Here is a 26,016-nt window from a genome sequence, read left to right as displayed (position 1 = left end):
AGACAGGACAGGAGGTCTGCATGACCGAAGAAACCGTTACAACTGAGCGCGCACCGGAAGCCCCCACCACCACGACCACGATCATTCGCGAGCGCGGCTCGTCCGGCGGGGCGACCGGGATAGTGATGGCGCTGATCCTGCTGGTCGCCGTAGTCGGCGGCATCTATCTCTTCAGCCAGGGTACGGAGAGCGAGACGGCAAAGGACAACGCGATCTCGGAGGCCGCGAACGAAGTCGGCACGGCCGCCAACAAGGTTGGCGACGCCGCCCAGGACGCCGCTCAGGACGTCAGCCGAAACAATCGGTAAGCTTGGCGCTTGCGCCGGCGGTCAAGCCGCCCGGCGCAAGCCCTCCGGGCCTCTTCTGGCGATAAGCGAGACATTCGAGAGGCCCTTGATGCTGGAGAGATGCTCGGCAAAGTCGCCGTCCAGCGCGAAATCGCGGCCTAGCCGCATTTTCTGGGTGCGGCCTTCGCCAAGGTGCAAAGTGGCGACAACCTCGCCGCAGCCGGGCGCCCCCGGACGCATGAGCATCGCGAGTTCCTGAACCGCTTCGATACTGTCTATTTCAAGCGACAGCAGCATCCGGGCATCGGCCTTGACCTCGTTCAACGGACGCGCGCTTCGCACCGTGACGCGCGGCGGCTCGTCGGGACTGGGGCTGTCCAGTTCGACGTTGAGCAGCACGCATGCCCCCTCCTTCGACCATTTGACGAAGTTCTCGACCATGCTCTCCTCGAAGCAGGAGGCCGAGAAGTTGCCGGACTGGTCCGAAAAGTCAGCCATGACGAAATCTTTGCCGCGCTTCGTCTTTCGCTTCTGGACGTTCTCGACCATCGCCGCCATCACCGCGCCGGTGCGGCCCGCGCCGCCCCCCGTCATGAGGCTGGAATAAGTGCGCGCGCCGTTGGCGGAAGCCACCGCGCGGAATTGCTCGACCGGGTGTGCGGCGAAGTAGAAGCCGAACGTTTCCCGCTCCTTGGCCATCTGGTCCATGCGGTTCCACGGATCCGCCTCGACGAAGCGCAAGCCCTGCTCGACGTGATCCTCACCCCCGAACAGGCCATGCTGGGCACTGTTTCGCTCACGGGAAGAACGGTCTGCTTCGGCCAGCAACGTATCGGCGTTGGCCAGGACCTTGGCGCGATTGGCCTCCAGCCCATCGAAGGCGCCCGCAGCCGCGAGGCTTTCCAGCTGGCGGCGATTCATCGATCCGGCCGGCGCGCGGCGGAACACATCGTCAAGACTGACGAACTTGCCGTTCGCCTCGCGCTCGGCAACGATTGCGTCCATGGCCTTTTCGCCGACGTTGCGGATACCGGCGAGCGCATAACGCACGGCGTGGCTGTCCGGCGTTTCCTCCACGCAGAACTCCGCTTCCGACATGTTGATGTCGGGCGCGGCGAGCTGGATGCCGTTGCGGCGCGCGTCGTCAACGAAGATCGCCAGCTTTTCCGACTGATGCATGTCGAAGCACATCGAGGCCGCATAGAATTCGTGCGGGTAATGCGCCTTGAACCACGCGGTGTGGTAGGCGAGCAGCGCGTAGGCGGCGGCGTGCGACTTGTTGAAGCCGTAGCCTGCGAACTTGTCGATCAAGTCGAACAGTTCGTTGGCCTTGGCCGCATCGATGCCGGACACTTCCTTGCAGCCATCGACGAAGCGCTGGCGCTGCTTGTCCATTTCCGCCTGGACCTTCTTGCCCATGGCGCGGCGCAGAAGGTCGGCGTCGCCCAGCGAGTAGCCCGCCAGGATCTGCGCGGCCTGCATGACCTGCTCCTGATAGACGAAGATCCCGTAAGTCTCGCCCAGAATGCCCGCCAGCTTGTCGTGCGGGTATTCGATCGATTCCAGCCCGTTCTTGCGGCGGCCGAACAACGGAATGTTGTCCATCGGGCCCGGACGGTAGAGCGAGACGAGCGCGATGATGTCGCCGAAATTGGTCGGCTTCACGGCCGCCAGCGTGCGGCGCATCCCTTCCGATTCGAGCTGGAACACGCCAACCGTATCGCCGCGCTTGAGCAGTTCGTAGACCGCCGGATCGTCCCAGCCGAGCGTGGACAGGTTGATCGTGATGCCCCGCCGCTCAAGCAGGTCGCAGGCCTTCTTCAACACGGAAAGCGTCTTCAGACCGAGGAAGTCGAACTTCACGAGGCCGGTGTCTTCCACCGACTTCATGTCGAACTGGGTCACCGGCATGTCCGAACGCGGATCGCGGTAAAGCGGCACGAGCTGCGCCAGCGGACGGTCCCCGATGACCACGCCCGCCGCGTGAGTCGAAGAGTTGCGCGGCAAGCCTTCGAGCTGGACGGCCAGATCGACCAGACGCCTGACTTCATGGTCTACGTCGTATTCCCGGCGGAATTCGGCGACCGGCGGATCCTTGGTCACGCCGTGCTGCTTCCTTCCATGCAGCGCCTCGGTCAGGGTCCAGGGATCGGTTGGATGGTTCGGCACCATCTTGCAGAGACTGTCGACACGGCCGTAGCCCATCTGCAGGATTCGCCCGCAGTCGCGCAGCACCGCGCGGGCCTTCATCTTGCCGAACGTGATGATCTGCGCGACGTGATCGTGCCCATACTTGCGCTGGACGTAGCGGATCACCTCGCCGCGCCGGGTTTCGCAGAAGTCGATGTCGAAGTCAGGCATCGAGACGCGTTCGGGATTGAGGAAGCGCTCGAACAGCAGGCCCAGCTTCAGCGGATCGAGGTCGGTCACGGTCAATGCCCAGGCGACCAGCGAACCCGCGCCCGAACCACGGCCCGGACCGACCGGAATGTCGTTGTCCTTGGCCCATTTGATGAAGTCGGCAACGATCAGGAAGTAGCCGGGGAAACCCATACCGACGATGATCTGCACTTCGAAGTCGAGGCGCTTGGCATAGTCGAGGAAGTCTTCGGTGACACCGCGCTCTGCGAGTTCGCGATAGGCTGCCTCCCGCTCTTCGCCCTGAAGGGCCATGGCGGCATCGAGCTCTTCCTCGGTCACATCCGGCCAATAGGGTGCAAGCCGCCGCGCCAGGCCGGCGCGCGAGTTGTCCGCAAGCATCCGCGCTTCGCCCTCGAGGTCGCCTGCAAGGCTGGGCAGCAGCGGCTTGCGGCGCGGAGGCATGTAGGCACAGCGCTGCGCGACGACGAGAGTATTCGCCAGCGCCTCGGGCAAGTCGGCGAACAGTTCCTGCATCGCCTCGACCGGCTTGACCCAACGCTCGGCCGAGGACCGAGGGCGCTCGGGCGCATCGACCTGTGTGGAATTGGCGATACAGAGCATGGCGTCATGCGCGGCATGGAACTGCGCTTCGGCATATTGCGCCGGATTGGTGCCGACGAGCGGAATGTCGCGCGAATAGGCGAGCGCGATCAGGTCTTCCTCGCTTTCGTCCTCTACCTGCTCCCCCGTGCGCGTGATCTCGATATAGAGGCGGTCACCGAACAGAGACTGCAAGGTATCGCAATAACTCTCGGCAGCCTCGAACCTGCCAGCCGCGAACAGCCGGGCGAGCGCGCCCTCGTCGCCGCCGGTAAGGCAGATCAGGCCATCGGTATGGCCGCGAAGCGATTCGAGCGGGACGTGGGGATCGAGTTCGAGCGGACGTTCGAGGTGAGCCCGGCTGACGAGATCGCACAAGTTGAGCCATCCCTGCTCGCTCTGGGCAAGAAGGGCAAGCCAGTCGATCGGCAGATCCTGCCCCTGCGCCACCACACCCGGCCGTGCCACTGCCAGGAACGTTCCGACGATCGGCTGAACCCCCGCCCCCTTGCACGCCTGCGCATAAGTCGGCGCGCCGTAAAGGCCGTTGCGATCGCAGATGGCGGCGGCAGGAAACTTGCGCTCCTTGGCGAGCTTGGCGGCCGCCTTGGGATCGATCGCACCGTCCAGCATCGTGAAACTCGAGAAGATGCGGAGCGGAACGAAAGGTGCATGAGCCATCGGCGGAATTTAGGCATTGCCCCACCCCTCAATCAAGGCGGGGCTGGGGATAAGCCGGGGGATAGGAGCAGGCGATATGCGGCCGCCAGGCACCGACAGGGGAACCGGAGTGAACGGAAGCGCCCATGTCGTTGATCGCACACGCAGCCGAGGCGCGGGCATCGACTGGCGCCAGGCCGGATTACCTTGAAAGCAGCAGGAAATCGCGCCATGCTCGATCCGTTCCTGTCCTCACCGGCTCTTCCCGGCCGGTTACTTCAAGAACCCGATGATTCATGCACAACCCACGCCGATCCGGCGTAATTTGTCGTTGCCCCGTTCACGGGCGGCACTGGAGACGTGTGAATGAAATTCGCCTATCTTGCCCTCGTCCCGTTCCTGCTGGCTCCGGAAAGCCTGCTTCCCACGGAATTTGCCGCCACGGCGCAACAGAGCCGGCCCGGCGGATCTCATGGGCAGGGCGCTAAGCCGCCCGGCGGCGGTTCGCACGGCCCGGGAACAAGACCGCCCGGCGCGGGATCGAACCGCCCGACGAATCCGGGATCGGGAAGCAACAGGCCTCAGCCGCAGCCACCCCGGCCGGGCGGGAACCACGTTCAGCCCTCTCGTCCCGGCGGAGGAAACCAGACGAGGCCGCCCTCGCAACCCGGCGGTAATCGGCCAGATCGCCCCGGGAACCACCGCCCGCCGGCCATCAAGTACCCCCATAGACCGGGTGCCGGCCGTCCCAGCACGTTTCGGCCCATGCATGCGCCGGGATATCGTTATCCACGCGGCTACGGCTACCGGCGGTGGTCGATCCACATGATCCTGCCGGCGATCTTCCTGTCCTCGACCTATCTGTTCCAGGATTATGCCATGATCGGCGTCGGGCCGCCGCCCCCCGGCTACTACTGGGTTCGCTACGGCCCTGACCTGTTGCTGGTGGATCGCCGGACCCGACGGGTCGTGGACGTTATCTATAGCGCATTCTATTGAGGAAAGCGGTCGAGGCGCTGCCGACTAAAGCAGCGCCTCGATGTCCTTTTCCAGTGATTCCGGCTTATCGGTGGGGGCATAGCGGCGCACGACCTTGCCGTCGCGCCCGATCAGGAACTTCGTGAAGTTCCATTTCACCGACTTGCTGCCGAGCAGCCCCGGCGCCTCGGCCTTGAGCCATTTCCAAAGCGGCGAGGCATCATCACCATTGACGGCCACCTTGCCCATCAGGGGAAATGAGAGGCCAAAGTTGATGTCGCAGAATTCCGCGATTTCTTCAGCCGAGCCCGGCTCCTGAGAGCCGAACTGGTTGCAGGGAAATGCGATCACCTCGAACCCGCTCTCGCGGTACTTTTTCCAGAGCGTTTCAAGGCCCGCATACTGCGGCGTGAACCCGCACTTGCTGGCCGTGTTTACGACGAGCAGCACCTTGCCGAACTTTTCAGCAAGACTGACCGCCTCGCCATTCGGCAATATCGCTTCAAAATCCGCGATCGTTCGAGGATCAGCCGGTGATGCCATGTGGGAAGTCCGTCCTTCGATAGAGACGGCGAATGTCCCCGATTTCCAATAGCCTGTCACCATCCTTCTGGACGGCATAGCCAGCCTGATCCGCTTCAGGCAGATGCATGACATAACGGATCAGGTTTGCCACCGTATCCCGGCGGATACCCTTGAATACGTTGAACAAACCGCCACCGTCGGCCGTCTTGTGCAATTCGGCACCGTCGTTCCAGCCCGGGCTCTCGCCGGCAGGAAGGCCTTGGATGGTAGTAGGAAAGTCGCTCATACAACGCTCCTTTCGCGCGCTTTTTGCCTCTGGTGGTAAAACGCGCCGAAAGCCTGCGATGTTCCCTGTCAGAATGTCAGGTCAGCACGCCTTCGTGAAGTCTTACCACGCGGTCCATCGCCGCCGCGAGACGCTCGTTGTGAGTAGCCACAAGCGCCGCACTGCCCTGCCCGCGCACCAGTTCCAGGAACTGCGCAAAGACCTTGTCCGCCGTTTTCTCGTCAAGATTGCCGGTCGGCTCGTCGGCCAGCACCAGCCGCGGGCGGTTGGCAAGCGCACGGGCAACGGCCACGCGCTGCTGCTCCCCGCCCGAAAGCTTGCTTGGCCGGTGTTCGAGCCGCTGGCCCAGCCCAAGCGCCGCAAGCAGTTCGGTGGCCCGCTGCTCGCACTCTTCCCGCGACTTGCCGGTAATGAGCTGCGGCAGCACCACATTCTCGATCGCGTTGAAATCGGGCAGCAGGTGGTGGAACTGGTAGACGAACCCGATATGGTCCCGCCGCACGGCCGCGCGGCGGTCCTTGCCGAGCTTGGACGCGTCGATCCCCGCAATCTCGATGCGGCCGCCGAAACCGCCCTCGAGAAGGCCGATGGCCTGAAGCATGGTCGACTTGCCCGAACCCGAAGGGCCGAGCAGCGCCACGATCTCGCCGGGCTGAACGGTCAGGTCGACACCGCGCAGCACGTCGATGCGGACGCCGCCTTGCTCGAAACTGCGGGTCAGGTTGTCGAGACGGACTACGGGATCATTCATAACGCAGCACCTGCACGGGATCGGTGCTCGCCGCCTTGAAGGCCGGATAGAGCGTGGCAAGGAAGCTGAAGATCAGCGCCATCACACAGATCACCACGATTTCGAAAGGATCGGGACGCGAAGGCAGTTCGGTGAGGAACCGGATCGAAGGATCCCAGAGGTTCTGTCCGGTCAATATCTCGACCAGATGGACGATGGGCTGGCGAAAATACAGGAACACGAAGCCCAGCAGCACGCCCGCCACGGTTCCCAGCGCCCCGATGCAGAAGCCGGTCGTCACGAAGACTTTCAGCAACGAGCGCCGTGTCGCGCCCATGGTGCGCAGGATCGCGATGTCGCGGGTCTTGGCGCGCACCAGCATGATGAGCGACGACAGGATATTGAACACTGCCACCAGCACGATGATGGAAAGCACCACGAACATCGCCACCCGCTCCACGGCAAGCGCCTCGAAGAGCGATGCGTTGATCGTCTTCCAGTCCGTGACGATGGCGCGGCCCGCCAGCTTCCGGCTGAGCGGGGCGAGGATTTCGCCGACCTTGTCGGGGTTGGTGGTCGTCACCTCGATCATGCCGATGGTGTCGCCGGTGAGCATGAGCGTCTGCGCGTCCTGCATCGGCATGACCACATAGGCTTTATCATAGTCATAGACGCCGATCTCGAAGATCGCCGCCACACGATATGCGATTTGCCGCGGAACCGTGCCGAACGGGGTCGAGCGCCCGAGCGGGTTGATGATCGTGATCGTATCGCCGATCTGCGCGCCGAGGTTCTGCGCCAGTTGCGAGCCGATGGCGACATTGTCGCTCCCGGTCTTCAACTCGGAGAGATTGCCGGACTGCACCTTGTCCCGCAGCCGGCCGAGATCCTCGTTCGTATTGCCGCGCACGAGGATACCCTCGACCCGGCCGTTGAACGTCGTCATCAGCGGCTGTTCGATCAGCGGCGAGGCCTGAACGACACCTGGAGTGGCCCTAACGTCCCTGAGAACGCCCTGCCAGTCATCCAGACGGCTGCCATAGGCCTGAATGATCGCATGACCGTTGAGGCCGACGATCTTGTCGAAAAGCTCGGCGCGAAAGCCGTTCATCACGCTCATGACGATGACCAGCGCGGCCACGCCGAGCATGACTGCTGCCAGGCTGATGCCGGCGACCAGAGCAATGAAGCGCTCGCCCTTGCCGGGCAGCATGTAGCGCTTGGCGATGGTCCATTCGAAAGGGGATAGGATCAAGCGACGGTCCGTCTGTGATCGGGCAGATGGCCCGGCATTAAGCATATGTCTGAAAGCTGGCAAGCTGATCGGCGAATGCCGGTGACGCTGCGATGAACGGATCCGGCATTCCGGCAGAAACGAACGCTGGCCGATTCGGCTCCCTGCCCGCCGTCATTATGCAGTCACGAAAAGCGCGCAACGCCGCCACCTTGGCCATATCCTGTCGAGGGCCTTGCATTTGAAGCCAACACGCTCCAAATGCGCGGGCGATTTTGGCGCGCCAGCAGCCCGGACGACATCCATGAACATGACACATCCCTTTCGAGACGCCGATGGGGACAAGCTGCGCGAAGAGTGCGGCGTTTTCGGCGTAATCGGTTCCAAGGACGCAGCGAACATCGCTGCGGCCGGGCTCCATTCCCTGCAGCACCGCGGCCAGGAGGCCGTGGGCATAACCAGCTTCAGCGGGGCGGAATTCCATTCCCACCGCGGGCTTGGGCACGTCGCCCAGGTCTTCTCCCAGCGCGAGCTGGATACCCTGCCCGGCACCATGGCTTCCGGCCATGTCCGCTATGCGACGACCGGGGGGTCGGGCCTGCGCAACGTGCAGCCGCTCTTCGCGGACCTCGCCGCCGGCGGATTCTCCATTGCGCATAACGGCAACATTTCCAACGCGATGACGCTGAAGCGCGATCTCGTGTCGAAGGGTTCGATCTTCCAGTCGACCTCCGACACCGAGGTCATCATTCACCTCGTCGCGACCAGCCGCTACCCCACCCTGCTCGACCGTTTCGTTGACGCGCTGCGCATGGTGGAAGGCGCCTATTCGCTGATCTGCATGACCGCAGAGGGCATGATTGCCTGCCGCGATCCGCTGGGCATCCGCCCGCTGGTCATGGGCCGTATCGGCGACGCCACCGTCTTCGCTTCGGAAACCGTGGCCTTCGACGTGATCGGCGCCGAGTTCATCCGCTCGATCGAGCCGGGCGAACTGGTCCAGGTCGATCACAAGGGCACGATCTCCAGCCACCGCCCCTTCGGCAATCCGGCTCCGCGCCCCTGCATCTTCGAGCACGTCTATTTCAGCCGACCCGATTCGGTGATGGACGGCCGCTCGGTCTATCAGGTGCGCAAGCAGATCGGCATGGAACTGGCCAAGGAAGCGCCGGCCCCGGCCGATGTCGTGATCCCGGTTCCCGACAGCGGCGTGCCTGCCGCGATCGGCTATGCCCAGCAATCGGGCATTCCCTTCGAACTGGGGATCATCCGCTCGCACTATGTCGGCCGCACCTTCATCCAGCCGGGTGACGCGGCCCGCCATGCGGACGTGAAGCGCAAGCACAACGCCAACCGCGCCATCGTCGAAGGCAAGAAGATCATCCTGATCGACGATTCGATCGTGCGCGGCACCACCTCGATGAAGATCGTGGAAATGATGCGCGACGCAGGCGCCGCCGAAGTGCACATGCGCATCGCCAGCCCGCCGACAGAGCATTCGTGCTTCTACGGCGTGGATACGCCGGAGCGTTCGAAGCTGCTGGCCGCCAACATGGACATCCAGGCCATGGCGGACTTCATCAAGGCCGACAGCCTCGCATTCGTCTCGATCGACGGTCTCTACCGCGCGGTGGGTGAGGAAAAGCGCAACAAGAAGCGCCCGCAGTTCTGTGACGCCTGCTTCTCGGGCGAATACCCCACCAAGCTGACGGACTTCGCCGACCGGTTCGCCGGGGAGCTCAACGCAGCGTGAGCGACGGTACCGGCGGAAAGCCTTTCGAAGGTCAGGTCGCGCTTGTCACCGGCTCCAGCCGGGGGATCGGCGCGGCCACCGCGCTCGCCCTGGCCGAAGCCGGTGCGCATGTCCTGCTGACAGGCCGTGACACCAAGGCGCTCGAGGCCATCGAGGACCAGATCTTCGAGGCCGGCGGCTCGGCCACGATCGCGCCGGTGGACCTCGTCGAATCGGACGGGATCGCCCGCCTTGCAACGGCGGTCTCGCAGCGCTGGGGCAAGCTCGACATACTCGTCGTCAATGCCGCGGTCCTGCCCGAGCTGACGAGCGTGGCCGATATCGACCAGCGCGCCTTCAACAAGGCGCTCACCACCAACGTGCTCGCCACGCAGGCGCTGATCGCCAACTTCGATCCGCTCCTGCGCCTGAGCAGCGACGCCCGCGTCATCGGCATGACCTCCACGGTCGCGACCGCGCCGCGCGCCTTCTGGGGCGCCTATGCCGCGACCAAGGCCGCTTTCGAGGTCCTGCTGGACTGCTATGCGGACGAAACCCGCAATATCGCGAAGCTGCGTGTCGCCGTGGTCAATCCCGGCGCCACCCGCACCGCCATGCGCGCCCGCGCCTACCCCGGCGAGGCACCGGCTTCGGTGAAGCCGCCGGAAGTCGTTGCGGAACGGGTGGTTTCGCTTCTTGGCGAACCCTTCGAAACCGGCCACCGCGAAACCGTTGCCGCCGCGAATTAACCGCGCGGTAACCCTTTCCTGATTTCCTGCCCTTGAACGGCGCACCTCCTGCGCCATTCAAGGGTACGGGTCTCGGGAACATGACGACGAAATCCCCGCAGGACATTTACGAACTGGCCGCGCAGGAAGATCGCAGTGCCATTCGCCAGCGCATCTCCATTCCTGCCGGCTTCCGCGCATCCGGAACCAAAGGCTTCCAGACCGCGGTCCGCGACCTTTCGCTTTCCGGGTTCTCGGCCACGGCGATCAGCCGTATCCATGCCGGTACCTATTGCTGGCTGACGCTGCCGGGCATGGAGGCCTTGCCTGCCCGCGTGATCTGGTGGGAAGACGGTCTGGTCGGCTGCGCCTTCGAGCAATTGCTCAACCCCATCATTCTCGAAGCCGTGATGAACCGCTGGCGCGGTAGCGGATACTGACCGGCGATAGCCCTGCCCGCGATCCAGCAGGCGGACGGCACCTGGAGACTTTTCACGCAGCCCAGGCGGCGTAAACGAATTCGAGGACCCACAGCGGCGGCTATCTGGAAAATTTGTCTGAAACCCGCCATTCCGGACACGCCCCTTTGCAGCCGTTCGGCCTTGCAGTTAGCATGGCTGGATGGAAGTCACATCGATCATCAGAACCGACGCTTTGTTCATCGGTCGCCTCTTCGCTCAATTGGCGGCAGTGGCCCTGCTGGTTTGTGCCGCGCTGCTGCTGGTAAATGAGTCTAGCTTCTGGTCGCGATGGAACATGCTATGGGCGCTTGGCATCCCGTTCGCCGTCTCTTACGCGTTCAACCGAGATACTCGTAGGCGAGTGATCACAGGCCTTTGCCTTGTCCCATGGTCTCTGCTCTCTGTCTTCGTGGGGATCGCTTCGTTCGCTATCGAGCCCTAAGGCAGCTAACCACCCTTGCCTGCCGTTCAGCCAGTTTACGTGTCTACCCCATAGCGAAAGTCGATTCAGGCTGGGAATTCGTCCAGGCGGCCTAGGTTGCAGTCTTCACCAGCGTCACTTGCGCCACGTCGATGCCGCCGCCCATGAAGCCGCCTTCGCAATACATCAGATAGAACCGCCAGAGCCGGACGAAACGTTCGTCGAATCCCACCGGCAACCGCCCCTCTTCTACCGCTGCGTCGAAATTACGACGCCATTCGTAAAGCGTGCGGGCATAGTCGAGCCCGAAGCCCTGCCGGTCTTCCCACGCCAGCCCCCGTTCCTCGGCCAGGCGGCGGAATTCCGGTTCGTGGATCAGCAGGCCGCCCGGAAAGATGAAGGTCTGGATGAAGTCCGCGCTTCGGGCGTAAGCCTCGAAGAGATCGTCCCGAATGACGATGTACTGGATCGCCGCCCTGCCGCCGGGTTTCAGGTTTCGGGCCACGCAGTCCAGGAAATCGGGCCAGAACCGGCGCCCGACCGCCTCGACCATCTCGACCGAGGCAATCGCGTCATACCTGCCCGCAACGTCCCGGTAATCCTGCTTGCGAAAATCCACCCGGCCGCCGCTTGCCTCGATCCTGCCGCTCCAACGCTGGCGCGCGTAAGCGAGCTGCTCTTCGGAAAGGCTGATGGCATCGACATGGGCACCCTCGGTTTCGGCCAGGAAGGCGGAAAGCGTGCCCCAGCCGCAGCCGATTTCCAGCGCCCGGCCGCCCGCCGGCAATGCCAGCCGGTGGGCAATCGCGCCGATCTTGTTGGACTGCGCCATGTCGAGTTCGCTGACGAACTGGCTCAGCGCATTCGGGCCGCTTCCCGGCTTCGGGTAGATGCCGCTCGAATAGAGCATCGTTTCGCCCAGCCACTGCTCGTAGAAGTCGTTGCCGAGGTCGTAATGGGCGTGGATGTTGCGCAGTGCGCCCGCGCGGGTGTTGCGGTGGAGCCAGTGCACGAAGCGCGCCGCCGCGCGCCACGGGCCATGGGCGCGTCCCACGTCGCCGAGGCTGGTGGCATTGTCCATGAAAAGCGCGAAGATCGGCACCGGGTCCGCGCTGTCCCATTCACCCGCCTCCCAGGCCTGGTACCAGCCGACCGAACCTGCCGTGGCGAGGCGCAGCAAGGCGCGCCAGCTCCGGATTTCCACGGCGGCCTCGAATCCCGGGGCCCGGCCGCCGAGCAGACGCGTTTCGCCGCCGGGAAGCGTGGCCTCGATGGCCCCGCGCTCCAGCCCCCGGTCGATCCGGTCCAGCACTTTGTCCACCCCGCCCGACCAGAGCCTGGCCAGCCATTGAGGACCGACACCGATGGACCGGCCGCCCTCGACCAGTTCCTCACCCCTGCCTGGCGCATGTGCGTTCATGCTGCCGATATTATCCGGAAAATGGCCACGGGCAATTGCTTAGGTCGTGCCATCAATTGCCTTTCGAACGGGCCCAAGCGGCCAACGCACGCTCCCGTCCGTCGCGGTGCTCGACCAGCTTTGCGGGATAGCCTGCCGGGCGCCGGCCGGCGGGCGGATCGTGGATATCCTGATCGGACAGGTCCTTGAGTTCCGGTACCCATTCCCGAATGTAGGCCGCCGCGTCGAACTTCTCCGACTGCGAGAGGGGCGCCATGATCCGCACGAACATCTGCGCGTCGACGCCGGACCCTGCGGACCACTGCCAGTTCACCGCATTGGACCCGTAATCGGCGTCCACCAGCGTATCCCAGAACCACTGCTCGCCTTCGCGCCAGTCGATCAGGAGGTGCTTGATGAGGAAGCTGGCCGCGATCATCCGGACGCGGTTGTGCATCCAGCCGGTGTGCCAGAGCTGCCGCATTCCGGCATCGACGATGGGATAGCCGGTCCTGCCCCGCTGCCATGCGCGAAGGTCCGATTCGGCCCCCTTGCCGGTGCGCCAGTGCAAGTGGGCGAAGTCCTCCTTCGCCGGGCGACTGCCATATTCGGGCAGTTGCAGGATCACGTTCTGCGCATAGTCGCGCCAGCCCAGTTCGCCGAGAAAGGTTTCCACGGAACCGCCCGCTCCGGCGACCGCGTGCCACACCTGCCCCGGCGAGATCTCGCCGAAATGGAGGTGCGGGGAAAGGAAGGAGGTGCCTTCGACCGAAGGAAGGTTGCGCTGCGCCTCGTAAGCTGCGGCTTCCTCCCGGAAGGCATCCAGCCGCTTGTGCGCACCGTGCTCTCCCGGCTCCCACATGTCCCGCATGCCGCCCGCCCAATCGGGCTTCGCCGGCAGCAGGTTCCAGTCCGCCAGACGGTCCGACGCGGGCCATTCGTCCGGCGCTTCGAGCCGATGCGGACGGGGATGCGGCTCCACCGGCGGCAGGCGTTCGTGCAGCGCCCGCCAGAACGGCGTGTAGATCTTGTAAGGCCGCCCGGAACCGTTCGTCACCGCGCCGGGCGGAACCAGATAATTGCCGTGGTGGAGATGGAGGTCGATCGCCTTGGCTACCGCCTTTTCGGCGTTGCGCCACCAGGGCTCGTAATGGTGCAGCGCGTGAACCGCGGTGGCGCCGGTTTCCCGCGCGATTTCGGCCAGCACATCCTCGCTGCGCCCCTTGCGCAGGACAAGGCGCGATCCCTTTTCACGCAGGGCTGCATCAAGGCTTTCCAGCGAGTGATGCAGCCACCAGCGCGAAGCCGCTCCCATCCGGCGATGCCTGGGGGTCTCGTCATCGAGAACGTAGACCGGGATAACGGCCCCTTGGCTGGCGGCTTCGGCGATGGCAGGCTGGTCCGAGAGGCGCAGGTCGCGCCGCAGCCAGACGATGACGGGGGATTTCATGGAGCCGGAACGCGTATCACTCATGGGCGTTCCCTAGGCCAATGACCCTGTCTTCCGAAAGAACGATCGCTCCGCGTCACCGGATCGACCCGCGCAAGGCGCTGATCGCGGCGCTTGCCTGCTGGTCCACCTTTGCCCTGTTCGCCTGGGCCGTGCCGACCGGCCGAACCGCGCAGTTCGACCGGATCGGCCTGCTGTTCTGGCGCACCGAGGACCTGAGGCCGCTCGGCCCCACATGGCTGCTGGAATGGGTTCGCGACCTGACCGCGATGGGCGGCTTTCTCCAGCTCAAGCTCTACACGATCTGCGCGGTCGTCGCCCTGTTCTGGCTGCGCTGCCGCCGCGAGGCGGTGCTGCTGGCGCTGACGGTGCTGAGCGCCAGCCTCGTCAACATCGGGTTCAAGGCACTGTTCGGCCGCCCGCGCCCCGAAATCCTGCTTCGTCTCACCGAAGCGGGCGGCGCCAGCTTCCCGAGCGGGCACAGCTTCAACGCCGCCTCCACCTACATCGCCCTGGCTCTCGCCTTCGCAGCGCTGAGCCCCCGTGCAAGCGTTCGCCATACGCTGGTTGCCGCGGCCATGGCGCTCAGCCTTGCCGTTGCATGGAGCCGCGTCTGGCTGGGCGTCCACTGGCCGAGCGACGTCATGGCGGGCTGGCTGGGCGGAGCGGGCTGGTCGTTCCTTGCCAGCGCCCTGCTCTACCATCCCGCGCAGACCATGGTTCACGCCGCGGACGAGTTCACCGACCCGGACAACCGGGACCGTCCGTAGGAACTTCCGCCGAGGCGGAGAAACTGTTCTCGAAACGCGGCCCCTCGAAACGCGCGTCGCGGAAGGTCACGCGGGCGGTGCAGCCCCGTCGCTCGATCCCGGCCATCGGCAGGTTCGACCATGCCAGAAACCGCGCGACCTCGAGATTCGCCGCGGCAGCGCGGCGAACCAGCGGATCGGCCATGTTGTCCGGCCGCAACGGTTCGCGCGAAATCAGGGCGTCCGCCTTGCGCAACAGGTCGTATCTGCCTTTCCCGATCATGCCGCCCTCCCGCCAGATCACTTCGCGGCGCCAGAACGCCAGCGGCTCCGGCCCGGCGAATATCCGATCCGCCCTGACACCGGGCGCCTCATAGGCCAGCCGGGCGATGCCGATGTTCGCGGCGATATAGGCCAGGACGACCAGCAGCGAGGCAATCGCGGGCACGGCGCTGCCGGATCGCCTTCTGCGCCAGATGCCCAGCCCCAGCACGATCCAGACCCACGGGTCGATGATGAACAGCCCGTCGGTATGGAACCACGCCCCGCTCATCGGCGAGAACAACTGGACCGCATAGACGTTCTGGAGGTCCAGCAGGGGATGGGTCAGCGCGCCGAGGTAGCATAGTGTCACCAGCCAGCCGAAGTGCATCCGAGGCCCGCGTGCGAACACCTTGCCGCGCTTCGCCTGCCAGCGGTCGAACAGCCAGAGCAGCGCCGCGAGCAGAGGCGGCATGAGCAGCACGCCGCCGACGAGGCCATGAGTGAAGCCCCGGTGCATCGCCAGCGGTGCCCAGGAAGACCAGCCGAAGAATACGTCGATATCCGGCATGTTCGCCGCCAGCACGCAGGCCGCCAGCCCCTTGCGGCTCCGCCGCATGAGACCGGTCTCCGCCAGCGCCCAGCCGACAAGGCTGTGAGTGATATTGTCCAGAAAACGCGACCTCGAGAACGTGGATCAGGAAACCGTCCAAGTCTGGCCGCGCGCGAGCAATTTGCCAAGGTCTGCGGACTTTCCGGCGATCAGGCCCTCCCGCTCCGCGATCACGGCGCTTTCGAAAGTCGGCGCGGGATCGTCGTAAATCACGCCGAGTGCCATGGGAAACGGTCCGAACGGCATCTCGACCAGCATATGCGCAAGCCCGCGATTCCGGGCATTGTGGACCAGCACCCCCGCTGCCTGCCAGTCACCCCCGGCGACCTCGACGACTTTCAGCGAAAACGTATCGGAATCGAGCGCCAGGCCCTTGCTTTCCTTTGCGAAAAGCAGCGGCTCACCGTCCCGGCACTGGACCTGCATGTCCGCCGAGACCGCCTTGGCCGTGAAGTCGTCGAATCGGTCCTTGTTGTAGACTATGCAATTCTGGAAAATCTCGATGAAGGCCGCGCCCTTGTGGCGATAGGCCGCCTGGAGCACTTCGGGCAGGTCTTTCGAAACGTCGTAACTGCGGGCCACGAAGCGCGCGCCCGAACCAAGCGCGAACGCACAGGGGCTCGCCGGGCGGTCCACCGACCCTGCCGGCGATGTCGGCGAAGGCGTGCCGGTGCGGCTAGTGGGAGAATACTGGCCCTTGGTCAGGCCGTAGATCTCGTTGTTGAACAGCATGATCTGGCAATCGAGATTGCGCCGCAGGATATGCATCGTGTGATTGCCGCCGATCGACATGCCGTCGCCGTCGCCCGTCACCAGCCAGACGTCGAGTTCGGGATTGGCCAGCTTTATCCCGGTCGCCACCGCCGGCGCCCGGCCATGGATGGTGTGGAAGCCGTAGCTCTCGACATAGTAGGGGAACCGGCTCGAACAGCCGATGCCCGAAACGAACACGGTGTTCTTCGGATCGGCGCCCAGCAACGGCAGGGTCCGCTGCACCGCCTTCAGGATCGCATAGTCGCCGCAACCCGGGCACCAGCGCACTTCCTGATCCGTTTCCCAGTCTTTCAGCGTCGTCTCGATCGGGGTCATGTCGTTCATGAGGAAGTCTCCGTCCGAAATGCTCAGGGCTGTTCGATTTCGGGCGCGGGAAGCTGGGTTTCGTTGACCGCCACTTCGCCGCCTTCGTTTCCGGGCACCCCGTCGAAGAACCGGAAGATCGCCGTTTCGAGTTCGGCGATCGCGAAAGGCTGGCCGCTCGTCTTGCCCAGCGATACGGCATCCACGAGGAAGCGGTCGCGCAGCAGCGTCTTGAACTGACCGGTGTTCATTTCCGGCACCAGGATATGCTCGAACCCGGACAGCAGCTCGCCCAGATTTCCGGGCAGCGGCCAGATATGGCGGACATGGGCATGGCTGACGTCGAGCCCCAGCCTGCGGGCGCGCCGGACGGCCTGATGGATCGGCCCGAATGTCGATCCCCAGCCGATCACCAGCAATCTTCCCTTCGCCTCGCCCAGGCAGACTTCCTGCGGCGGAACGGTTTGGGCTATACCGTCGATCCTGGCCTTGCGCGCATCCGTCTGGAGCTGATGCACGTCTGGCGCATAGTCGATGTTCCCGCTGTCCACCGCCTTCTCGATTCCCCCTATGCGGTGCATGAGGCCGGGCGTGCCCGGCCTGATCCAGGGGCGGACGCCGCGTTCGTCCCGCTTGTAGGGCAGCACGCGGTCCCCGCCGTTCCTTTCCTCCAGGAAGCGGACGGGGAACGGCTCGAAGCTGTCGGGATCGGGGACTTTCCAGGGCTCGGACGCATTGCCGATATAGCCGTCCGTCAGCAGGATCACCGGCGTCATGTAGCGGGTGGCGATGCGGCAGGCCTCGATGGCGCATTCGAAGGCATCGGCCGGCGAACGCGCGGCAATCACCGGCAGCGGTGCATCGCCGTTACGGCCGTAGACGGCCTGATAGAGGTCCGATTGCTCGGTCTTGGTCGGCAATCCGGTGGAAGGACCACCGCGCTGGGAGTTGACGATCACCAGCGGCAATTCGGTCATCACCGCCAGACCCATCGCCTCACCCTTCAGCGCGATTCCGGGACCGGAGGACGAGGTTACGCCAAGCTGCCCGGCATAGCTCGCCCCGATGGCAGAGCAGATCGCGGCGATCTCGTCCTCGGCCTGAAACGTGGTGACGCCGAACTCCTTCATCTTCACGAGATGATGCAGGATCGCCGAGGCGGGCGTGATCGGATAGCCGCCGAAGAACATCGGCAGTTCGGCCAGGCGGCAGCCGGTGACCAGCCCCAGCGAGATCGCCTCGGCGCCGGTGATCGTGCGGTAGAGGCCCGGCTCGGCAGGCACGGGATCGATATGCAGCTTGCGAAGCGGCCCGGCGATTTCGGCCGTCTCCCCATAGGCGTGTCCGGCATTGAGGGCGGCGACGTTCGCCTGGGCAAGGACCGGCTCCTTCGCGAACTTCGCCGTAAGCCAGTCCACCAGCGGCTGCCGGTCACGATCGAACATCCACAGCGCGAGGCCAAGCGTCCACATGTTCTTGCAGCGCAGCGCCTCCTTGTTGCCGAGGCCGAAAGGCTTCACCGCTTCGAGCGTCAACGCCGAAATATCGAATGCCAGCACGTCCCATCTGGCGAGACTTCCGTCTTCCAGCGGGTTCTCGGCATACTTCGCCTTTTCGAGATTGCGCCTGCCGAACTCGCCCGTGTCGATGATGACCAGCCCGCCGGTCTTCAGCGCATGGATGTTGGTCTTGAGCGCTGCCGGGTTCATGGCAACGAGCACGTCCGGCGCATCCCCCGCCGTGGTGATCTCGCTCGAGCCGAAATTGATCTGGAATGCCGAGACCCCGAACAGCGTCCCTTGCGGTGCCCGGATTTCGGCGGGGAAATCCGGGAAAGTGGCAAGATCGTTCCCGGCAAGCGCCGTGGAGAGCGTAAACTGCCCCCCGGTCAGCTGCATGCCGTCTCCCGAATCGCCGGCAAAGCGCACGACCACCGCTTCCACGGCCGGTGCATCCGGCGCTCCGCCCGCCGCGCCGGAGAAGATGCCCTTATCCGATGAGCCCGATGAGCCCTTATCCGATGAGATTGTCGCCATCATCGTCCTCTCCCGGGAATGCCGGTCTTGTGCCGACGGCTTGTTTTCCCGTTCGCAAGACTATGCCCGCTCGGTATCGACGCAAAACGGAAAAATGCTCAGGGCCACAAATAGCCCCGCCCCCCAAATCGGTTACCGGGGATGGAAGCATAAATCGCACTGGCAATGCGAGCGCCCTTGGGCCATTCTGGAGTCATGCGATCCGCTCCGGTAATCCTGCCGCCGATTTCCGAATGACGCTTCTCCCAATCACCATGGAATCCCGCTCACCGATGAAAGACTTCGCGTCCCTGCCCTACCGCCCCTGTGTCGGCGTCATGCTCGTCAATTCAGACGGCAAGGTCTTCGTCGGCAAGCGGATCGACACCAAGGAAGGCGACTGGTGGCAGATGCCCCAGGGCGGCGTCGACGAGGGCGAAGACCTGAAGGCCGCGGCTTTTCGCGAGCTTTGGGAGGAAACCGGCGTCACCGAAAAGCACGTCACCATCCTGTCGCACACGCGGGAAGAGCTGCTTTACGACCTGCCGGACGAACTCATCGGCAAGCTGTGGAAGGGCAAGTATCGCGGCCAGCGCCAGACCTGGTATCTGGCACGCTTCGATGGCGCCGATGCCGACATCGACCTCGACGCGCACAAGCCGGCCGAGTTCTGCGAATGGAAGTGGATCGACGCCGAACTGCTTCCAGAGCTGATCGTGCCCTTCAAGAAGCGTGTCTATCGGGCCGTTCTGGAAGAATTCCGGGCACTGATCTGAATTTCCGGCCTGCCCGAACCGGGCACGCCGCAATTCCCCAAACTCAGTTTTCCGAAACGGCCGGCTTCGCGGTCACCGATTCGGCGCTGACCATGCGCGTCGACGGCCCACGGGCGATCGCTGCCGCCAGCTTCTCCGTCTCGGCGCAATCCTTGCCGCAGAGCGTCTGGAGGCGGGCGAGATTGCGATTCGCCTTCTCGGTCGCGCCCTTTTCGGCAAGCGCGATCCCCTCTCCGGCGATGGCCGCCACATTGCGCGGGTCAGTACCAAGCGCGACGCGGTAATAATGCAGGGCCTTGCCCTGGAGCCCCTGCCCGCGAGTGGCGTCCGCCAGGGCGAGAAGAACCGATACATTGCCGGGCTCGACCGTCAGCGCCGCCTCGTAGGCATCGATCGCACCGTTGAGATTACCCGCCTCGGCAGCCGCGCGGCCCTCTCCCATGAGCATTGCCGTGCGCGGGTCGAGAGCCGCGACGGGCGCTGACAGGATGGCGCTGGAAGAAACGGCAACAACAAGGGAAAGAGCAATCGCGGCAGGCGTGTAACGCATCAAAATGTCCTTGGCCGAGGGCTTCGTCCTCATCATGACCGCGACGCTATCACAGGCGTTCAAAACGCGCGACGAAAAAGCCGTCGGTACCGTCGTGCCACGGAGAGAGGCGCAAACCGGGGCCACGCGGCGTTCCGACGGGCAGGTCGGGCATCGCCGCAGACCAGTCCGGATGCCGCTTCAGGAAGCCTTCGGCCTGCTTCGCGCCTTCCTCGTCCAGCAGCGAACAGGTGACGAAAACCAGCCTTCCACCGGGCTTCACGAGCTGCGCCGCAATATCGAGCAGGCGCGACTGGGTGGCGACGTATCGGCCCAGTTGCGCCTCGGTGAGCCGCCAGCGCGCCTCGGGATTGCGGCGCCAGGTCCCGGTTCCGGAACAGGGTGCATCCACCAGCACCGCATCGGCAGCCCCTGCAAAGCGTTGCAGCGCCTGAAGTTCCTTGCCCGGATCGAGCAGAACGGTTTCGATGCCCGTCGCCCCGGCACGCTCCGCGCGAGGCGCAAGGCGCGAGAGGCGTGTCCGGTCGGTGTCGCAGGCCACCAGAGCGCCGGAATTGTCCATGGCTGCCGCCAGCGCCAGGGTCTTGCCCCCTGCCCCTGCGCACAAGTCCATGATCGTCTCGCCCGCACGGGCGGCAACCACTTCGCACGTGAGCTGGGAGCCGGTGTCCTGCACCTCGATCGCGCCCTGAACATAGGCTGCGGACTGTTCGATGCGGGTTTCCGGCGGATAGCGCCAGCCGTTGGCGGCCACCGATCGCTCGCCGCCCTCCGGCAAGGCAAGGCTTGCGGCCTTGAGCGTATTGACGCGGATGTCGAGCGGGGCCCGGTCCAGCAAGGCCGCCGCATCTGCCGCGGCGACACCGCTGGCGGCGAAGCGTTCCACCAGCCATTGCGGAGCCAGACCGGCCTCCGCAACGGGTTCTCCCGCCACGATCGTGGCCGGAGAATGGCCCGTACCGTCAAACAGGGCGGCAACTTCCCGGTCTTCCGCAGCCACCCGCAGCATGGCCGCCCGGCCCGTTTCCGGTACTTCGCCGCAGGCCCTGATCGCACGGTAGGCAAGCTCACGAACGGCGCGCCGGTCCTTGCTGCCTGCAAATCGGCGCGTACGGAACCAGTCCCCGATCAGGCGATCCGCCGGTGCGCCGTTGGCGCGTGCGGCGGCGATCACCTGATCGAGAATCTCGATCGCCGCCTGTACTCGTGCGCCCGGCGTCATCCCCCAGCCCTCGAACCGATGTCGAAACCTGCGGCGATCAGCGCGTCGGGTAGTTCGGCGCCTCGCGGGTGATCGTCACGTCATGGACGTGGCTTTCGCGCAAGCCGGCATTGGTGATACGGACGAACTGGGCGTTCTTGCGAAGGTCCTCGATGGTGGCCGAACCGGTATAGCCCATGGCCGCCTTCACCCCGCCCACGAGCTGGTGAATGACGTCCTTCGCGGGGCCCTTGTAGGCTACCTGGCCTTCGATACCTTCGGGAACCAGCTTCATCTGGTCCTTGATGTCACCCTGGAAGTAGCGGTCCGCCGAACCGCGGCCCATGGCGCCCACCGAACCCATGCCGCGATACGACTTATAGGCACGGCCCTGGTAGAGGAACGTCTCGCCCGGCGCTTCCTCGGTACCGGCAAGCATCGAGCCGACCATGATGGTCGAGGCGCCGGCGGCCAGTGCCTTGGCAGCATCACCCGAAGTGCGCAGGCCGCCATCGGCGATGACCGGGACGCCCGCCTTGTCGGCTTCTTCCGCGGCATCCATGATCGCGGTCAGCTGCGGCACGCCGACACCTGCAACGATGCGCGTGGTGCAGATCGAACCCGGCCCGATGCCCACCTTCACGCAGTCCGCACCCGCGTCGATCAGCGCGCGCGCCGCTTCGGCGGTGGCGATGTTGCCGGCGATGACCTGTGCCGAATTCGACATCTTCTTCACCCGCTCAACCGCGAGCGCCACGTCCTTGTTGTGGCCGTGTGCCGTGTCGATGACGACAACGTCGCACTCGGCCGCAAGCAGCGCCTCGGTGCGGGCGAAGCCCTTTTCGCCCACGGTCGTCGCAGCGGCGACGCGCAGGCGGCCGGCGGCATCCTTGGTGGCGTCGGGGTAAGTGACAGCCTTCTCGATGTCCTTGACGGTGATCAGGCCGACGCAGCGGAAGTCATTGTCGACCACCAGCAGCTTCTCGATGCGGCGGGCGTGCAGCAGGCGGCGAGCTTCGTCCTGATCGACGCCGACCCGCACCGTGGCGAGGTTCTCATGCGTCATCAGTTCGCGCACGGGCTGCGCCGGGTTGGCTGCAAAGCGCACGTCGCGATTGGTGAGAATGCCGACGAGCTTGCCCGAGTTCTCCACCACGGGAATGCCGCTGATCCGGTTGGCCTGCATGATCGCCTGCGCTTCCCCCAGCGTGGCATCAGGCGAGATCGTGATCGGATTGACGACCATGCCGCTTTCGTAGCGCTTCACGGCGCGCACGGCAGCGCACTGTTCCTCGATCGTGAGGTTGCGGTGAAGCACGCCGATTCCGCCGAGCTGGGCCATGACGATGGCCATGTCGGCCTCGGTCACGGTGTCCATCGCGGACGAGATCACCGGGATGTTGAGCGAGATATCGCGCGTAAGGCGGCTACGGGTATCGGCCTGCGTCGGGACGATGTCGGACTTCGCAGGACGAAGCAGTACGTCGTCGAAAGTAAGTCCGAGCTGGATATCCATGAGCGCCACCATAACCTTGTACCGGGGAGAATCGTGGCGGCCCATGTAATCAAAGGGGGGCGCTAGTGCTAGTACCTCATTTCACCGTCTTGTCGGCCGGCGCGGCACGCGTTGGCGCGGAGCCCGCCGGCACCCGGCGCAGATCGCCGAACCAGCGGCCGAGCGCGGTCAGCATCTTCACGTCCTCCACCGCGCCGCCAAGCTCCAGCGGCTTTGCCATATGGGCCAGGTCGTCGCTCGGCCGGTGATAGTCTCCATCGAAGAAGGCCCGCATGCGGTCGATGTCACCATAGGCCGTGGTAACCATCACCGCCGGAATATCGTGCTGCAACAAGGCCCAGCCGTCCTGGCGGCGCATATATTCGTTGGCGTCGTCATTGGCGCGCAGCTTGACCTTCTCGGCCTTGGCGACCTTGGCGATTTCCGCATCGAGGCCGGTCAGCCCGCGGCCGACGATGGCAAAGGGCGTGCCTTTCGGCGCGATCGCATTGGAATCGATGTTGAATGCCGCCACGATCTGGCCGGGCGGAAGCGGCGGGCTTTCCGCAAAGGCATGCGCGCCCAGCAGGCCAAGTTCCTCGCCGGTGGTCGCCAGGAAATAGACATCGCGATCGAGCTGCTGCCCGCGCGCAAGACGCCGGGCCACTTCGGTCAGCGCCGCGAGGCCGCTGGCATTGTCTATCGCGCCATTGCAGATCAGGTCCTCGGCCGGAGCCTCCCCGCATTCGCCGAAATGGTCCCAGTGCGCAAGGAACAGCACGGCCCCGGTTTCGGGACGGCGCCCCGGGAGCTTGCCGATCAGATTATGCGTGCGGATCGTCGTCTCGCGCGTGGTCGCCTCGAAAGACCCGGTCACATCAAGCGCCACCGGCACGAAATCGGGCTTGGCCGCCAGTTGCTCCAGATCGTCGAGCGAGCGTGACGTGCCCTTGAGCAGCGCGGTCATGGCCTCACGGGTGATGAAGGCTTCGAGATCGCCGCCGAGAGAATCGTCAGACAGCGCATAACCCGAACGCTGGCGCCGCGCGGCAACCTGATCGAGGCTGCGATCGCCGTCCAGCACCGTCAGCACGGCGGAAGCGCCAAGCGCGAGAAGGTCGTTCTGGCGTTCGCCATCGGGCGTATCGCCGTCGAGCACCACCGCCACGCGGCCGGCAAGTTCGGTGCGCGTATAGTCCCGCCCGCGCCCCTTGCCGAGGAACAGCAGCGGGACATTGCGCACGAGACTGCGCTTGCCGGAGGTCAGCACCAGAACGCCGTCGGGGGAAACGGTGCTTCGCGCGCCCTTGCGCAGGAACCGCGCCGCGGAAGCGGAAGGTTCGCGCGCGACCAGCGTGACCGGCGCGAACCACTCATGCCCCGGATCGTTGGTGCCCGATACCAGCCCGATATCGAACCATTGCTTGCCGAGATAGCGCAGGGTCTTCGCCTCGCCGTCGGTACCGGGTTCGCGGCCGTCGAAATCGTCGCTCGCAAGCACTTCGATATGGGCGCGCAGCCGGGCGGCCAGTTCCTGATCCGCCCGGGATATCGCCGAAAGCAGCGGATGCCCGCTGACCAGCACCGCGCCGAGCGCCGCCGCGCCAACCGCACGAGCCAGTCCTGCCTTGAATCCCCTGTTCATCGTGTCGATGCCTATACGACGGATTTCGGCAGGCGGTTAGCATTTCCCGCGCACGCACAGAGGCATGACAGCATTTGTGGCCGGATGGCAACGCTGGAACCTCACGCGCCAAAAGCGATTGAACAGGACTTGAGCCTGTGGCTACTCTCAACGGCCCAGGACGGCTGACGGAAAGGATCCTTCGCGATGCGGCTCGATGAGTTCGACCCCGACAATATCCGCGTCAGCCAGGGGGGAAGGAGCTTCCCCGGCGGGCGCGGCGGCAAGATGGGCTGCGGCTCGCTGGTGATCGTGCTGATCGGCGCGCTCGTATTCGGCGTAGACCCCGCGCAGATGCTCGGTACGCTGGAGAACGTACAGCAGCAGCAACCCGCGTCCGTCCAGCAGGACGTGCCGCAGGACACCACGGCGACCTGCAAGCAGAACGCCTACTCGCTGGAATCCTGCAATGCGCTCGATTCGCTCAATCGCACCTGGCAGCCCCTGTTCCAGAAGGCCAACATCGCGTTCGAGCAACCGATGCTGCGCTTCTACAACGGCACGGACAGGTCGGGATGCGGCGCGGCGCAAAGCGCGATGGGCCCGTTCTACTGCCCGGCGGATCAGGGCATCTATATCGACACCAGCTTCTATGACGAGCTTGAACGGCAACTTGGCGCCAAGGGTGACTTTGCACGCTACTACGTGGTCGCTCACGAATATGGCCATCACATCCAGCACCTGCTCGGTATCGACAGTCAGGTCCGGCAGGCCCAGCGCCAGAACCCGCAGCGCGCCAACTCCCTTCAGGTCCGCATGGAACTTCAGGCCGATTGCTATGCCGGCGTCTGGGTGGGCAGGAACAAGGACCGCATCGAGCCGGGCGACATGGAGGAAGGCATGACTGCCGCCAGTGCCATCGGCGACGATACCCTGATGAAGAACGCCGGCCAGCGCGTGAGCCCTGAGAGCTTCACGCACGGCTCCAGCGCCCAGCGCATGGAATGGCTCAAGCGCGGATTGGAAACAGGGAACGAGGACGCCTGCGACACGTTTAACGATATGAAATGATTTGAACCCCAGGCTGGCGCTTTCCCTCCCATCCGCATGGCTGGCGGCGATGCCGCCGGCTGGGAGGACAGGAGGACTCAATGCGCCATTTCATGATCGTTGCGGCTCTGGCGGGTACGCTCGCGGCGACTTCGGCCGAGGCACGCCAGGACAAACCTATCACCAACAAGGACCCGGATGTGGTGGATGTCGCCAAGACGCCGGTGACGGACCTCAACCTCGACAAGACCGAGATTCCGCCCACGCTGATCGCCGCATTGAAAAAGCCTTACGACCTTTCCTCGATGCGCGGCTGCAGGCAGATCAGCGCCGCCGTCTCCGAACTCGACCGCATTCTTGGTCCGGATCTGGACTTGCCCCAGGAAGCGCGCGACCGTGTGAGCACCGGGCGAGTGGCGAAATGGGTCGTCAGCTCGTTCATTCCGTTTCGCGGGTTGATCCGGGAGATTTCCGGCGCCAACGCCCAGGAACGCGCAGTCCTTGCCGCAATTCAGGCGGGTGTCGCAAGGCGCGGCTTCCTGAAGGGGGTGGGCGCGGAACGCGGCTGCAAGTACCCGGCCTCCCCCGCCACGCCCGCGATCATTCAGGCAAAGGCGCTGGAACGGCATAACAGCGACGAAGAGAAGAGCGATGCCAAGGCCGATCCCAAGCCGGCCGGGAAGGACGCGAAGGCCACTGGGCAGGGCGAGGTGACTTACACCTCGCAGCCCGTGGTCCAGCGGGTGCCCTGAT

The 26,016-nt window shown here is 64.7% G+C and carries 23 protein-coding genes; 9 read left to right on the top strand and 14 right to left on the bottom strand.

Annotation, left to right across the window (positions count from 1 at the left end; genetic code table 11):
- Window positions 1-20 precede the first annotated feature (20 nt).
- Window positions 21-308 (top strand): hypothetical protein, encoded by a 288-nt coding sequence (locus ACLIMP_RS07960; RefSeq protein ID WP_324698658.1) that lies wholly within the window; start codon window positions 21-23, stop codon window positions 306-308.
- A gap of 21 nt (window positions 309-329) precedes the next feature.
- Here the strand turns inward: ACLIMP_RS07960 and dnaE are convergent, their stop codons facing one another.
- Window positions 330-3,929, bottom strand: a complete 3,600-nt coding sequence (dnaE, locus tag ACLIMP_RS07955; RefSeq protein ID WP_324698657.1) for a DNA polymerase III subunit alpha — start codon at window positions 3,927-3,929, stop codon at window positions 330-332.
- Between the two features lie 744 nt (window positions 3,930-4,673).
- Here dnaE and ACLIMP_RS07950 point away from each other — a divergent pair.
- Entirely contained in the window at window positions 4,674-4,907 is a 234-nt protein-coding gene (locus ACLIMP_RS07950) for an RcnB family protein (RefSeq protein WP_292634536.1), read from the top strand.
- Between the two features lie 24 nt (window positions 4,908-4,931).
- On the opposite strand, the gene ACLIMP_RS07945 is transcribed toward ACLIMP_RS07950, so the two are convergent.
- The 4 genes from ACLIMP_RS07945 to ACLIMP_RS07930 all read right to left on the bottom strand — a co-directional run bounded on the left by ACLIMP_RS07945 (window position 4,932) and on the right by ACLIMP_RS07930 (window position 7,682).
- Window positions 4,932-5,429, bottom strand: a complete 498-nt coding sequence (locus ACLIMP_RS07945) for a glutathione peroxidase (protein ID WP_324699013.1) — start codon at window positions 5,427-5,429, stop codon at window positions 4,932-4,934.
- Window positions 5,413-5,697, bottom strand: a complete 285-nt coding sequence (locus tag ACLIMP_RS07940) for a hypothetical protein (protein ID WP_054439843.1) — start codon at window positions 5,695-5,697, stop codon at window positions 5,413-5,415. Before ACLIMP_RS07940 ends, ACLIMP_RS07945 begins: the two co-directional genes overlap by 17 nt.
- Before the next feature lie 76 nt (window positions 5,698-5,773).
- Window positions 5,774-6,448: an ABC transporter ATP-binding protein gene (locus tag ACLIMP_RS07935; RefSeq protein ID WP_132469064.1), complete on the bottom strand. Its 675-nt coding sequence runs from the start codon at window positions 6,446-6,448 to the stop codon at window positions 5,774-5,776.
- A complete protein-coding gene (locus ACLIMP_RS07930; protein WP_054439846.1) occupies window positions 6,441-7,682 on the bottom strand; it encodes a lipoprotein-releasing ABC transporter permease subunit in 1,242 nt (413 codons plus the stop codon). The genes ACLIMP_RS07935 and ACLIMP_RS07930 overlap by 8 nt, the downstream gene beginning before the upstream one ends.
- Window positions 7,683-7,965: 283 nt before the next feature.
- Between ACLIMP_RS07930 and purF the strand changes: the two genes are divergently transcribed.
- The 3 genes from purF (at window position 7,966) to ACLIMP_RS07915 (ending at window position 10,561) form a co-directional block, all read left to right on the top strand.
- The gene (gene purF, locus ACLIMP_RS07925; RefSeq protein WP_054439850.1) at window positions 7,966-9,414 is read left to right on the top strand and encodes an amidophosphoribosyltransferase; all 1,449 of its coding nucleotides are present in this window, start codon (window positions 7,966-7,968) and stop codon (window positions 9,412-9,414) included.
- Window positions 9,411-10,142 carry an SDR family NAD(P)-dependent oxidoreductase gene (locus tag ACLIMP_RS07920; RefSeq protein WP_132469063.1) on the top strand — a complete coding sequence of 244 codons (732 nt, stop codon included), beginning with the start codon at window positions 9,411-9,413 and terminating at the stop codon, window positions 10,140-10,142. The genes purF and ACLIMP_RS07920 overlap by 4 nt, the downstream gene beginning before the upstream one ends.
- A gap of 80 nt (window positions 10,143-10,222) precedes the next feature.
- Window positions 10,223-10,561, top strand: coding sequence for a PilZ domain-containing protein (locus ACLIMP_RS07915; protein ID WP_324698654.1), 339 nt, complete (start codon window positions 10,223-10,225; stop codon window positions 10,559-10,561).
- Between the two features lie 554 nt (window positions 10,562-11,115).
- Here ACLIMP_RS07915 and ACLIMP_RS07910 read toward each other — a convergent pair.
- Window positions 11,116-12,423, bottom strand: coding sequence for a cyclopropane-fatty-acyl-phospholipid synthase family protein (locus tag ACLIMP_RS07910; RefSeq protein WP_324698651.1), 1,308 nt, complete (start codon window positions 12,421-12,423; stop codon window positions 11,116-11,118).
- Window positions 12,424-12,475: 52 nt separating this feature from the next.
- Window positions 12,476-13,852: a cryptochrome/photolyase family protein gene (locus ACLIMP_RS07905; protein ID WP_324699012.1), complete on the bottom strand. Its 1,377-nt coding sequence runs from the start codon at window positions 13,850-13,852 to the stop codon at window positions 12,476-12,478.
- 41 nt (window positions 13,853-13,893) lie between these two features.
- Here ACLIMP_RS07905 and ACLIMP_RS07900 point away from each other — a divergent pair, with 41 nt between their 5' ends.
- Window positions 13,894-14,622: a phosphatase PAP2 family protein gene (locus ACLIMP_RS07900; protein WP_324698650.1), complete on the top strand. Its 729-nt coding sequence runs from the start codon at window positions 13,894-13,896 to the stop codon at window positions 14,620-14,622.
- Here ACLIMP_RS07900 and ACLIMP_RS07895 read toward each other — a convergent pair.
- From ACLIMP_RS07895 to ACLIMP_RS07885, 3 genes are read right to left on the bottom strand one after another with little or no spacing between them, the layout of a single operon-like run.
- Window positions 14,591-15,526, bottom strand: coding sequence for a metal-dependent hydrolase (locus tag ACLIMP_RS07895; protein WP_443478163.1), 936 nt, complete (start codon window positions 15,524-15,526; stop codon window positions 14,591-14,593). The genes ACLIMP_RS07900 and ACLIMP_RS07895 overlap by 32 nt on opposite strands.
- Window positions 15,527-15,559: 33 nt before the next feature.
- Window positions 15,560-16,573: a 2-oxoacid:ferredoxin oxidoreductase subunit beta gene (locus ACLIMP_RS07890; protein WP_324698648.1), complete on the bottom strand. Its 1,014-nt coding sequence runs from the start codon at window positions 16,571-16,573 to the stop codon at window positions 15,560-15,562.
- A gap of 23 nt (window positions 16,574-16,596) precedes the next feature.
- A complete protein-coding gene (locus tag ACLIMP_RS07885; protein ID WP_443478148.1) occupies window positions 16,597-18,591 on the bottom strand; it encodes a 2-oxoacid:acceptor oxidoreductase subunit alpha in 1,995 nt (664 codons plus the stop codon).
- A gap of 269 nt (window positions 18,592-18,860) precedes the next feature.
- Between ACLIMP_RS07885 and ACLIMP_RS07880 the strand changes: the two genes are divergently transcribed.
- Window positions 18,861-19,343, top strand: coding sequence for an RNA pyrophosphohydrolase (locus ACLIMP_RS07880; protein WP_292635707.1), 483 nt, complete (start codon window positions 18,861-18,863; stop codon window positions 19,341-19,343).
- Between the two features lie 43 nt (window positions 19,344-19,386).
- Here ACLIMP_RS07880 and ACLIMP_RS07875 read toward each other — a convergent pair whose 3' ends face one another.
- The 4 genes from ACLIMP_RS07875 to ACLIMP_RS07860 form a co-directional block, all read right to left on the bottom strand.
- Entirely contained in the window at window positions 19,387-19,929 is a 543-nt protein-coding gene (locus ACLIMP_RS07875) for a tetratricopeptide repeat protein (protein ID WP_185997817.1), read from the bottom strand.
- A gap of 13 nt (window positions 19,930-19,942) precedes the next feature.
- A complete protein-coding gene (locus ACLIMP_RS07870; protein ID WP_324698646.1) occupies window positions 19,943-21,115 on the bottom strand; it encodes an RsmB/NOP family class I SAM-dependent RNA methyltransferase in 1,173 nt (390 codons plus the stop codon).
- Window positions 21,116-21,152: 37 nt separating this feature from the next.
- Entirely contained in the window at window positions 21,153-22,610 is a 1,458-nt protein-coding gene (gene guaB, locus ACLIMP_RS07865) for an IMP dehydrogenase (RefSeq protein ID WP_185997818.1), read from the bottom strand.
- 76 nt (window positions 22,611-22,686) lie between these two features.
- On the bottom strand, window positions 22,687-24,234 hold the full coding sequence (locus ACLIMP_RS07860; RefSeq protein WP_324698645.1) for a M28 family peptidase: 1,548 nt from the start codon (window positions 24,232-24,234) through the stop codon (window positions 22,687-22,689).
- A gap of 186 nt (window positions 24,235-24,420) precedes the next feature.
- Between ACLIMP_RS07860 and ypfJ the strand changes: the two genes are divergently transcribed.
- Together ypfJ and ACLIMP_RS07850 are read left to right on the top strand one after the other, a co-directional pair.
- Window positions 24,421-25,284, top strand: coding sequence for a KPN_02809 family neutral zinc metallopeptidase (ypfJ, locus tag ACLIMP_RS07855; protein ID WP_324698644.1), 864 nt, complete (start codon window positions 24,421-24,423; stop codon window positions 25,282-25,284).
- 80 nt (window positions 25,285-25,364) lie between these two features.
- Window positions 25,365-26,015 carry a hypothetical protein gene (locus ACLIMP_RS07850; protein ID WP_324698643.1) on the top strand — a complete coding sequence of 217 codons (651 nt, stop codon included), beginning with the start codon at window positions 25,365-25,367 and terminating at the stop codon, window positions 26,013-26,015.
- Window position 26,016 lies beyond the last annotated feature (1 nt).

It is taken from the genome of Novosphingobium aeonii (genome assembly GCF_052279045.1).
Taxonomy (GTDB): Bacteria; Pseudomonadota; Alphaproteobacteria; order Sphingomonadales; family Sphingomonadaceae; genus Novosphingobium.
This window is presented reverse-complemented; position numbering and strand designations above follow the sequence as displayed.

Excerpts from the sequence above, each read along its gene's own strand:
- ACLIMP_RS07945 (WP_324699013.1), bottom strand. The coding sequence starts at position 5,429 with ATGGCATCACCGGCTGATCCTCGAACGATCGCGGATTTTGAAGCGATA.
- ACLIMP_RS07900 (WP_324698650.1), top strand. The coding sequence starts at position 13,894 with ATGACCCTGTCTTCCGAAAGAACGATCGCTCCGCGTCACCGGATCGAC.
- ACLIMP_RS07870 (WP_324698646.1), bottom strand. The coding sequence starts at position 21,115 with ATGACGCCGGGCGCACGAGTACAGGCGGCGATCGAGATTCTCGATCAG.
- guaB (WP_185997818.1), bottom strand. The coding sequence starts at position 22,610 with ATGGATATCCAGCTCGGACTTACTTTCGACGACGTACTGCTTCGTCCT.
- ACLIMP_RS07905 (WP_324699012.1), bottom strand. The coding sequence starts at position 13,852 with ATGAAATCCCCCGTCATCGTCTGGCTGCGGCGCGACCTGCGCCTCTCG.
- ACLIMP_RS07890 (WP_324698648.1), bottom strand. The coding sequence starts at position 16,573 with ATGAACGACATGACCCCGATCGAGACGACGCTGAAAGACTGGGAAACG.
- ACLIMP_RS07915 (WP_324698654.1), top strand. The coding sequence starts at position 10,223 with ATGACGACGAAATCCCCGCAGGACATTTACGAACTGGCCGCGCAGGAA.
- purF (WP_054439850.1), top strand. The coding sequence starts at position 7,966 with ATGAACATGACACATCCCTTTCGAGACGCCGATGGGGACAAGCTGCGC.
- ACLIMP_RS07885 (WP_443478148.1), bottom strand. The coding sequence starts at position 18,591 with ATGATGGCGACAATCTCATCGGATAAGGGCTCATCGGGCTCATCGGAT.
- ACLIMP_RS07850 (WP_324698643.1), top strand. The coding sequence starts at position 25,365 with ATGCGCCATTTCATGATCGTTGCGGCTCTGGCGGGTACGCTCGCGGCG.
- ypfJ (WP_324698644.1), top strand. The coding sequence starts at position 24,421 with ATGCGGCTCGATGAGTTCGACCCCGACAATATCCGCGTCAGCCAGGGG.
- dnaE (WP_324698657.1), bottom strand. The coding sequence starts at position 3,929 with ATGGCTCATGCACCTTTCGTTCCGCTCCGCATCTTCTCGAGTTTCACG.
- ACLIMP_RS07940 (WP_054439843.1), bottom strand. The coding sequence starts at position 5,697 with ATGAGCGACTTTCCTACTACCATCCAAGGCCTTCCTGCCGGCGAGAGC.
- ACLIMP_RS07910 (WP_324698651.1), bottom strand. The coding sequence starts at position 12,423 with ATGAACGCACATGCGCCAGGCAGGGGTGAGGAACTGGTCGAGGGCGGC.
- ACLIMP_RS07935 (WP_132469064.1), bottom strand. The coding sequence starts at position 6,448 with ATGAATGATCCCGTAGTCCGTCTCGACAACCTGACCCGCAGTTTCGAG.
- ACLIMP_RS07860 (WP_324698645.1), bottom strand. The coding sequence starts at position 24,234 with ATGAACAGGGGATTCAAGGCAGGACTGGCTCGTGCGGTTGGCGCGGCG.
- ACLIMP_RS07875 (WP_185997817.1), bottom strand. The coding sequence starts at position 19,929 with ATGATGAGGACGAAGCCCTCGGCCAAGGACATTTTGATGCGTTACACG.
- ACLIMP_RS07880 (WP_292635707.1), top strand. The coding sequence starts at position 18,861 with ATGAAAGACTTCGCGTCCCTGCCCTACCGCCCCTGTGTCGGCGTCATG.
- ACLIMP_RS07950 (WP_292634536.1), top strand. The coding sequence starts at position 4,674 with ATGCATGCGCCGGGATATCGTTATCCACGCGGCTACGGCTACCGGCGG.
- ACLIMP_RS07960 (WP_324698658.1), top strand. The coding sequence starts at position 21 with ATGACCGAAGAAACCGTTACAACTGAGCGCGCACCGGAAGCCCCCACC.